The 8,918-nt window shown below is 69.6% G+C and carries 8 protein-coding genes and 1 tRNA gene; 8 read left to right on the forward strand and 1 reads right to left on the reverse strand.

Translation table 11 applies throughout. From position 1 onward, the window contains the following. Positions 1–19: 19 nt before the first annotated feature. A complete protein-coding gene (locus PHQ87_RS04800; protein WP_300231747.1) occupies positions 20–3,478 on the reverse strand; it encodes an ATP-binding protein in 3,459 nt (1,152 codons plus the stop codon). A 350-nt stretch (positions 3,479–3,828) separates the two neighbouring features. Between PHQ87_RS04800 and PHQ87_RS04805 the strand changes: the two genes are divergently transcribed. From PHQ87_RS04805 to PHQ87_RS04840, 8 genes are all read left to right on the forward strand, one after another. Beyond that, complete coding sequence (locus tag PHQ87_RS04805) at positions 3,829–4,131, forward strand: urease subunit gamma (RefSeq protein WP_300231736.1); 303 nt, start codon at positions 3,829–3,831, stop codon at positions 4,129–4,131. A gap of 43 nt (positions 4,132–4,174) precedes the next feature. Then, positions 4,175–4,771 (forward strand): HupE/UreJ family protein, encoded by a 597-nt coding sequence (locus tag PHQ87_RS04810; protein ID WP_300231738.1) that lies wholly within the window; start codon positions 4,175–4,177, stop codon positions 4,769–4,771. Positions 4,772–4,785: 14 nt separating this feature from the next. Then, positions 4,786–5,091 carry an urease subunit beta gene (locus PHQ87_RS04815; RefSeq protein ID WP_300231739.1) on the forward strand — a complete coding sequence of 102 codons (306 nt, stop codon included), beginning with the start codon at positions 4,786–4,788 and terminating at the stop codon, positions 5,089–5,091. A gap of 1 nt (position 5,092) precedes the next feature. Beyond that, a complete protein-coding gene (gene ureC / locus PHQ87_RS04820) occupies positions 5,093–6,811 on the forward strand; it encodes an urease subunit alpha (protein ID WP_300231741.1) in 1,719 nt (572 codons plus the stop codon). 21 nt (positions 6,812–6,832) lie between these two features. After that, complete coding sequence (locus tag PHQ87_RS04825) at positions 6,833–7,465, forward strand: urease accessory protein UreE (RefSeq protein ID WP_300231742.1); 633 nt, start codon at positions 6,833–6,835, stop codon at positions 7,463–7,465. Continuing rightward, positions 7,407–8,141 (forward strand): urease accessory protein UreF, encoded by a 735-nt coding sequence (locus tag PHQ87_RS04830; protein WP_300231749.1) that lies wholly within the window; start codon positions 7,407–7,409, stop codon positions 8,139–8,141. Before PHQ87_RS04825 ends, PHQ87_RS04830 begins: the two co-directional genes overlap by 59 nt. Next, positions 8,138–8,803, forward strand: coding sequence for an urease accessory protein UreG (ureG, locus tag PHQ87_RS04835; protein WP_300231743.1), 666 nt, complete (start codon positions 8,138–8,140; stop codon positions 8,801–8,803). The genes PHQ87_RS04830 and ureG overlap by 4 nt, the downstream gene beginning before the upstream one ends. 23 nt (positions 8,804–8,826) lie before the next feature. Beyond that, positions 8,827–8,914: transfer RNA gene (locus PHQ87_RS04840), tRNA-Ser, on the forward strand. Positions 8,915–8,918 lie beyond the last annotated feature (4 nt).

An 8,918-nucleotide genomic window follows, 5' to 3' on the forward strand; every position in this document is an offset into this window, starting at 1 on the left:
GTCTTTCTCGTGGAGGCTGTCAGGCAAGGTCATGGTGCTGGATGGCCCTCTCGATGGCCTCGAATCGAAACTCCCTGGCGAGCTGGCGCCACTGCGCGGCCAGGCTGGCGTGCGCCGGCTCGCGTCGCTCCCAGTCGTCCAGCCACTGCACCACCCCGCGCGTGTAGCCCAGGCGCACACAGTCGAGCAAGGCACCGAAGTCGGTGCCGGCGACGTCGACCCCAGCCTTGGCATCGGCCACCCTGGGCGCCGGCGGGCTCACGGGCAAGGGTGCCGGCCCGTCCTGCGGCAGCCAGTGCAGCGCCAGCCGCCGGCCCAGCCAGCCGATCAGTTCCTCGCGCCGCACCGGCTTGACGAGGAAATCCTGCGGTGCCAGCCCCTGCCCGTGCTCGGGGTCGGTCTGCAGCAGGCCCTTGTCGAACGCGTTGGCCGAGACGATGGCCAGCGGCACCTGTGACCACCCGTCCGCCTGCAATCGCCGACGCGCTTCCCAGCCGTCGATGCCCGGCATCGCCAGGTCCATGAAGATCGCGTGCGGTGCGCCGGTGTCGCCCGGCTGCAGCCCCTCCAGCAGCCGCAGCGCGTCGTCGCCGCTGGTGGCCATCAGCACCTCGAAGCCCAGCGGCTGCAGCCAGCGCGCCACCAGCTCGCGGTCGGCCTCCTCGTTGTCCACCACCAGCACGCGCCGCCGCGGGCCCGCGTAGCCGCTCACCGGTGCCGCCGCCGGGCGCGCCACCACCACGTCGCGCAGCTCCGGCAGGAACAGGCGCACCGTGAACGTCGTGCCCTGACCGGGCTGGCTGCGCACCGTCAGCTCGCCGCCCATCAGGTCGGTGAGCATGCGCGCGATGGTCAGCCCCAGCCCCGTGCCGGCGTGACCGGCCACGCTGCCGTCCGGCAACGCCGGCCCGTCGCCCTGCTGGCCGCGCACGAACGGCTCGAACACGCGCTCGAGCTCCTGCGGCGTCATGCCCGGCCCGGTGTCGCTGACCTCGAAGGTCGCCATCTCGCGCGCGTAGCCCACGCGCAGGCTCACGCTGCCCTCGCGCGTGAACTTCACCGCGTTGCCCAGCAGGTTGATCAGGATCTGCCGCACGCGCTTTTCATCGGCGCGCACGGTGCGGGGCAGGTCCGGCCGCCCCGCGCCCATCGGCTCATAGAGAAAGCGCAGCCCCTTGGCGGCGGCCTGCAGCTCGAACAGCCCGGCCACCTCCTGCATCGCATCGGCAAAGGCCATCGGCCGCACGTTCAGTCGCAGCTTGCCCGACTCGATGCGCGCGATGTCCAGCGTGCCTTCGATCAGCGACAGCAGATGCTCGCCCCCGCGCCGGATCACGCGGATCGCCTGTGCCCGGTGCGCCGGCATGCCACCGTCTTCCTGCAGCAGTTGCGCATAGCCGAGGATGCTGTTGAGCGGTGTGCGCAGCTCGTGGCTGATGGTGCTGATGTAGCGCGTCTTGGCCTGGTTGGCCGCCTCGGCCGCCAGCCGCGCCTGCTGCAGCGCCTCGTCGGTGCGGCGGTGCGATTCGATCTCCCGCATCAGCAGGTGCGTCTGTCGGTTCGACTCCTCCTGCGCCACTTCGCGGCTCTTGTGCGCCAGCACCAGCCACCAGCACACGGTCGCCGCCACCAGCAGCAGCACGGCGTACACGCGCAGGAAGCCGGAGCGCACCGCCGCATCCAGGGTGTCGGCCGCGGCGGCGTTGGCCACGAACAGCCGGTCTCCCAGGCCCAGCAGCTCCTGCCGGTACAGCAGGCCCAGCACCGCCGCCAGCGCCGGCGCCACCACCAGCATCAGCAACAGGTAGTGCGCCAGCCCCGCGTCCAGGTACGGCCACACGCGCGCCGGCAGCAAGCGCCGCAGGGCGGCCTGCCACTGCGCCGCCAGGCGTGCATTCGGCTTGCACAGATCGCCGCAGCGCGCATCCAGCGTGCAGCACAGCGAGCAGATAGGGCCCTGGTAGGCGGGGCAATGCGCCATGTCCGGGGCCTCGTAGTGGCGCTCGCAGATCACGCAGCGCAGCACCGTCACCGGTGCCTGGTCGCCGCAGCCCGCGCACTGCCCCGCCCCGCCGCACGGCGACGGCGTGGCCTGTCGCGCCAGGTAGTAGCGCCCCTGCGTGGCCCAGGCGATCAGCGGCGCCGCCACCAGGGACGTCGCCATCGCGATCACCGCCGAGAAGGCCTGCGCCAGCTCGCCCATCAGCCCCAGGTAGGCCAGGATGGACAGCAGCGACGCCAGCCCCATCGCACCCACCCCCACCGGGTTCACGTCGTACAGGTAGGCGCGCTTGAACTCGATCCCCTTGGGCGACCAGCCCAGCGGCTTGTTGATGACCAGATCGGCCACCACCGCCATGATCCAGGCGATGGCGATGTTCGAGTACAGGCCCAGCACCTCGCCGATGGCCTGGAACACGTTCATCTCCATCAGCATGAAGGCGATCAGCGTGTTGAACACCACCCACACCACGCGCCCGGGGTGGCTGTGCGTCAGCCGCGAGAAGAAGTTGCTCCACGCCAGCGAGCCGGCGTAGGCATTGGTGACATTGATCTTGAGCTGCGACACCACCACGAACAGCGCCGTCGCCGCCACCGCCCAGCCATGGGGCAGCAGGTACTCGTAGGCCACGAGGTACATCTGGTTCGGGTCCACCGCGCGTTCCACCGGCACCATGTGCGTGATCGCCAGGTAGGCCAGCACCGCGCCGCCCAGCATCTTGAGCACGCCGGGCACCACCCAGCCCGGGCCGCCGGCCATCACGCCGGCCCACCAGCGCAGCTTGCGCCCCGGCCTGGGTGCCGGCATGAAGCGCAGGTAGTCGGCCTGCTCCCCCATCTGCGTGATGAGGGCGATGCCCACCGTCAGAGCCGCACCAAACAGGTGCCAGTCGAAGCCGGCACCCCGCCCGTCCGCACCACCATAGTGCACCACGTCGGCGAACACCTGCGGCGCATGCCAGGCCACGGCCACGAACGGCACGACCATCATCACCAGCCACAGCGGTTGGCTCCAGACCTGGAAGCGGCTGATCACCGACACGCCATACGTGACCAGCGGGATCACCACCACCGCGCAGATCAGGTAGCCCCAGGCCGGCGGAATGCCCAGCGCCAGCTCCAGCGCATAGGCCATCACCGCCGCTTCCAGCGCGAAGAAGATGAAGGTGAACGAGGCGTAGATCAGCGAGGTGATGGTCGAGCCGATGTAGCCGAAACCCGCGCCGCGCGTGAGCAGGTCCATGTCCACGCCGTGGCGCGCCGCGTACACGCTGATGGGCAGCCCCGCCAGGAAGATGATCAGACCCGTGCACAGGATGGCCAGCGCCGCGTTGATGAAGCCATAGCTCACCAGCAGCGTCGCCCCGACGGCTTCGAGCACCAGGAAGGACGACACGCCGAAGGCCGTGTTCGCCACGCGCCACTCGCTCCACTGGCGGAAGCGCTGCGGCGTGAAACGCAGCGCATAGTCCTCCATGGTCTCGCGGGCGACCCAGGCGTTGTAGTCACGGCGCACCTTGATGATGCGCTGGGGCGCGAGGTCATGGCCCCCACGCTCCGCCGCTTCGCGGGTCGCTGCCCCCCGGGGGGGCTGATCCGGCTGGGGGCGGCCCTGCGCCGGATCGTTGCCCCCACGCTCCGCCGCTTCGCGGGTCGCTGCCCCCCGGGGGGGCTGATCCGGCTGGGGGCGGCCCTGCGCCGGATCGTTGACGGGTTCGGAGACGGTGTTCACGCGCACCGTTCTGCAGTTTCCGTGCCACGCGCCAAAGCAGGGCACGGAGCTTGCTACCCACCGGTCATTCCCGAACGACAAGAAGCGCATCCACCATGGAACTCACGCCCCGAGAAAAGGACAAGCTCCTGATCTTCACCGCCGCGTTGCTGGCCGAAAGGCGCAAGGCGCGCGGCCTCAGGCTCAACTACCCGGAATCGGTGGCCCTCATCACCGCCCACGTCATGGAAGGCGCGCGCGACGGCAAGAGCGTGGCCCAGCTCATGAGCGAGGGCCGCACCGTGCTCACACGCGAGGACGTGATGGAGGGCGTGCCCGAGATGATCCCCGACATCCAGGTCGAGGCCACCTTCCCCGACGGCACCAAGCTCGTCACCGTCCACCAGCCCATCGTCTGATCGACCCCGTTGTATTGATCCACCCCGACCGCACGCCGTCAAGATGAAACACGCCGCCCTGATCAAACCCCTGACCGCCACCGCCCTGCTGGGCGCCTGCGCCGCCGCCCACGCCCACACCGGGCAGGGCACCAGCAGCCTGATGGAAGGGCTCGTTCACCCCTTCGGGCCGGACCACCTGCTGGCCATGGTCGCGGTGGGCGTCTGGTCCGTGGCCGCCCTGCCCGCCCGCCAGGCCTGGCAAGGTCCCACCGTTTTCCTGCTGGCATTGGCCGCCAGTGCCGCGCTCGGCTTCATGGGCCTGACGTTGCCCTTCCTCGAACACGGCATCTCGCTGTCGGTGGTGCTGTTCGGCGCCATGCTGGCGCTGGCCCGCCGCCCCATGCCCCAGGCCGCCGGCCTCGGGCTGATCGCCGCCGCCGCCGCGCTGCACGGCCTGGCCCATGGCGCCGAAACACCCGCGTCGGGCTTCACCGGCTATGCCGCCGGCTTCCTGCTGACCACCGCCGCGCTGCACGCCGGTGGCGTCGGCGCGGGCCTGGCCATCCGCCGCTGGCTCGCCGCGCGCAGCCACCTTGCCCTCGGCGGTCTGGGCGCCCTCCTGGGCGGCGCCGGCCTGTACCTGTTCGGCCAGATCTGACCGGGGGCACGACCATGACGCCCGGCGAATACCTCATCGACGACGGCGAGCACGTCCTCAACCCCGGTCGCGCCGTCACCACGCTGGTGGTGCGCAACACGGCCGACCGGCCGGTGCAGGTGGGCTCGCACTACCACTTTGCCGAAACCAACGCCGCGCTCGAATTCGACCGCACCGCCGCCCGCGGCAAGCGCCTGAACATCGCCAGTGGCACCGCCGTGCGCTTCGAGCCCGGCCAGCAGCGCACCGTCGAGCTCGTGGACTACGCCGGCGAGCGCGTCGTGTTCGGATTCCGCGGCCTCACGCAAGGACGACTCTGACATGCCCAGCATTCCCAAGCGCGCCTATGCCGACATGTTCGGCCCCACCGTCGGCGACCGCGTCCGCCTGGCCGACACCGGCCTCGTCGTCGAGGTCGAAAAAGACTACACGCTGGCCGCCGGCGGCTACGGCGAGGAAGTGAAATTCGGCGGCGGCAAGACCATCCGCGACGGCATGGCGCAAAGCCAGCGCACGCGTGAACAGGGTGCCGTCGACACGGTGCTGACCAACGCACTCATCATCGACCACTGGGGCATCGTCAAGGCCGACATCGGCCTCAAGGACGGCCGCATTGCCGCCATCGGCAAGGCCGGCAACCCCGACACCCAGCCCGGCGTGAACATCGTCATCGGCCCCGGCACCGAGATCATCAGCTGCGAAGGCAGCATCGTCACCGCCGGCGGCATCGACAGTCACATCCACTTCATCTGCCCGCAGCAGGTGGACGAGGCCCTGGCCTCCGGCGTCACCACCATGCTCGGCGGCGGCACGGGACCGGCCACGGGCACCTTCGCCACCACCTGCACGCCCGGCCCCTGGCACATGGAACGCATGCTGCAGGCCGCCGACGGACTGCCCATGAACATCGGCTTCCTCGGCAAGGGCAACGCCAGCCAGCCTGACGCACTGCGCGAGCAGGTCGCCGCCGGCGCCATCGGCCTGAAGCTGCACGAAGACTGGGGGACCACGCCCAGCGCCATCAGCAACTGTCTGGACGTGGCCGAAGAGATGGACGTTCAGGTGGCCATCCACTCCGACACGCTCAACGAATCCGGCTTCGTCGAAGACACCATCGCCGCCACCAAGGGCCGCACGCTGTGCGCGTTCCACACCGAAGGGGCCGGTGGTGGGCACGCTCCCGACATCATCCGCGTCGTCGGCGAGGCCAACTTCCTGCCCTCGTCCACCAACCCGACCATGCCCTACACGGTCAACACGCTGGACGAGCACGTGGACATGCTGATGGTCTGCCACCACCTGGACGCGTCCATCCCCGAGGACCTGGCGTTTGCCGAGAGCCGCATCCGCCGCGAGACCATCGCCGCCGAGGACATCCTGCACGACATGGGTGCCATCAGCATCATGAGCAGCGACAGCCAGGCCATGGGCCGGGTGGGCGAGGTTGTCATCCGCACCTGGCAGACCGCCGACAAGATGAAGGCGCAGCGCGGTTCGCTGCCCGAAGACAGCGCGCGCAGCGACAACTTCCGCGTCCGGCGCTACGTGGCCAAGTACACGATCAACCCCGCCATCGCGCACGGCATCTCGCACATCGTCGGCTCCATCGAAGTCGGCAAGTGGGCCGACCTGGTGATCTGGAAGCCCGCCTTCTTCGGCGTCAAGCCGGCGCTCGTCCTCAAGGGCGGCAGCATCGCGCTGGCCGCCATGGGCGACCCCAACGCCTCCATCCCGACGCCGCAGCCCGTGCACTACCGCCCGCAGTTCGGCGCCTTCGGCGGCTCGCTCGCGCGCGGCAGCCTGAGCTTCGTCTCGCAGGCCGCGCAGGCCGCCGGCGTGGCCGCGCGCTACGGCCTGCACAAGACCACCGTCGCCGTGCAGGCCTGCCGCGGCGTCACCAAGGCGGCCATGGTCCACAACAGCTACCTGCCCGCCATGGAGATCGACCCGCAGCGCTACACCGTCCGTGCCGACGGCGTGCTGCTCACCTGCGAGCCCGCCAGCAAGCTGCCGATGGCACAGCGATACTTCCTGTTCTGACCCCATTCACAGGAAACCACCATGCTCCAGGCATCCAGGCTCATTCCCCAGGGCCAGGGACTCGCGCAGGCCTTGCTGCGCCGGGCCCCCACCCTCACACTCGACTGGGACATCCGCCAGAAAAGCCGCTTCGACGCCGAAACCTCCGACGGCCGGCGTGTCGGCGTCTTTCTGCCGCGCGGCACCGTGGTGCGCGGCGGCGATGTCCTCATCGCCGAGGACGGCTCGCTGCTGCGCGTGGTCGCCGCGCCCCAGGCGGTGCTGCGCATCACGCCCTGCGACCACCACGACCATCACCATGGCCATGGCCATGATCACCACCACGGTCATGGTCACAGTCACGGCCATGGACACGACCACCACGGCGGCAGCTTCGATCTCATGCGCGCCGCCTACCACCTCGGCAACCGCCACGTGCCGATCGAACTCCGGCCCGACCACCTCAAGATCGAGCCCGACCACGTGCTGGCCGACATGCTGCGCGCCATGCACCTGACCGTCACCGAGGTGCAGGAGCCCTTCGAGCCCGAGGCCGGTGCCTACGGCGATGGCGGGCACACGCACCATGGTCACGGTCACCACCACGGCCATGACCATGACCACGCGCATGCCCACGATCATGGCCCCGACGGCCATCCACATGAGCACCACTGACAGTCTGCTGCGCACCCTGTGGCTCGCCTCGCCGGCCCTGCCGGTCGGCGGGTTTTCGTATTCCGAAGGTCTGGAAGCCGCCGTCGATGCCGGCATCGTCCACGACGAGGGCAGTGCCGCCACCTGGTTGAGCGACCAGCTCCACCTGGGTCTCGCTCACAGCGACCTGGCCGTGATCGCACAGGCCATCCCGGCCTGGCAGGCCGACGACCTGACGCGCATCCGCGCCCTCAACGCCTGGGTGCTCACCACCCGCGAAACGCAGGAGCTGCGCCAGCAGGCCGAACAGATGGGCCGCTCCCTGCTCGATTGGGCGCGCTCGCTCGGTGACCTGGGCGAAGGCGTGGCCACCCATCTGCAATCGGCCGCGCTGTCGCCGCCCAGCTACCCCGTCGCCATGGCCTGCGCCGCCGCGGCCAGTGGCGCCTCGCTGCACGACAGCCTCGCCGGCTTTGCCTTCGGCTGGGCCGAGAACATAGTCCAGGCCGCCATCAAATCCGTTCCCCTCGGCCAGAGCGCCGGCCAGCGCATCCTGGCCCGGCTCGTGCGAGAGATACCCAAGGCCATCACCCTCGCGCGCTCGCTCGACGACGACACCCGGCAGGCCTTCGCCCCCGGGCTGGCCATCCTCTCGGCCCGCCACGAAACCCAGTACTCACGCCTCTTCCGCTCATGACCTCTTTGCACCACATCCCCCACCGGACCAAGAAGCTGCCGCCCCTGCGCGTGGGCATCGGCGGCCCGGTCGGCTCCGGCAAGACCACCTTGCTCGAAATGCTGTGCAAGGCCATGCGCGAGCAGTACGACCTGATCGCCATCACCAACGACATCTACACCAAGGAAGACCAGCGCCTGCTCACCGTCAGCGGCGCGCTGCCCGCCGAGCGCATCATGGGCGTGGAAACCGGTGGCTGCCCGCACACCGCCATCCGCGAGGACTGCTCCATCAACCTCGAGGCCATCGACCGCATGCTCGAGAAGTTTCCCGATGCCGATGTCATCTTCGTCGAGAGCGGTGGCGACAACCTCGCCGCCACCTTCAGCCCCGAGCTGAGCGACCTCACCATCTACGTCATCGACGTCGCCGCCGGCGAGAAGATCCCGCGCAAGGGCGGCCCCGGCATCACCAAGAGCGACCTGTTCGTCATCAACAAGACCGACCTGGCCCCCCACGTCGGCGCCAACCTCGAGGTCATGAAGCAGGACACCGCCCGCATGCGCCCCGATGCCGAACGCCGCCCCTGGGTCATGACCAACCTCAAGACTCTAGACGGCCTGCAGGAGGTCATCGGCTTCATCGAGAAGCGCGGCATGCTGGCCCCCGCCGCGGCCGGCTAGAATAGCCAGCCTATCGACACCACGGAGGTGTGGCAGAGTGGTCGATTGCACCGGTCTTGAAAACCGGCAACGGGCAACCGTTCGTGAGTTCGAATCTCACCGCCTCCGCCAGTTG

Origin of the sequence: Hydrogenophaga sp. (assembly GCF_028698005.1) — a bacterium.
In the GTDB taxonomy this organism is placed as follows: Bacteria; Pseudomonadota; Gammaproteobacteria; order Burkholderiales; family Burkholderiaceae_C; genus Hydrogenophaga.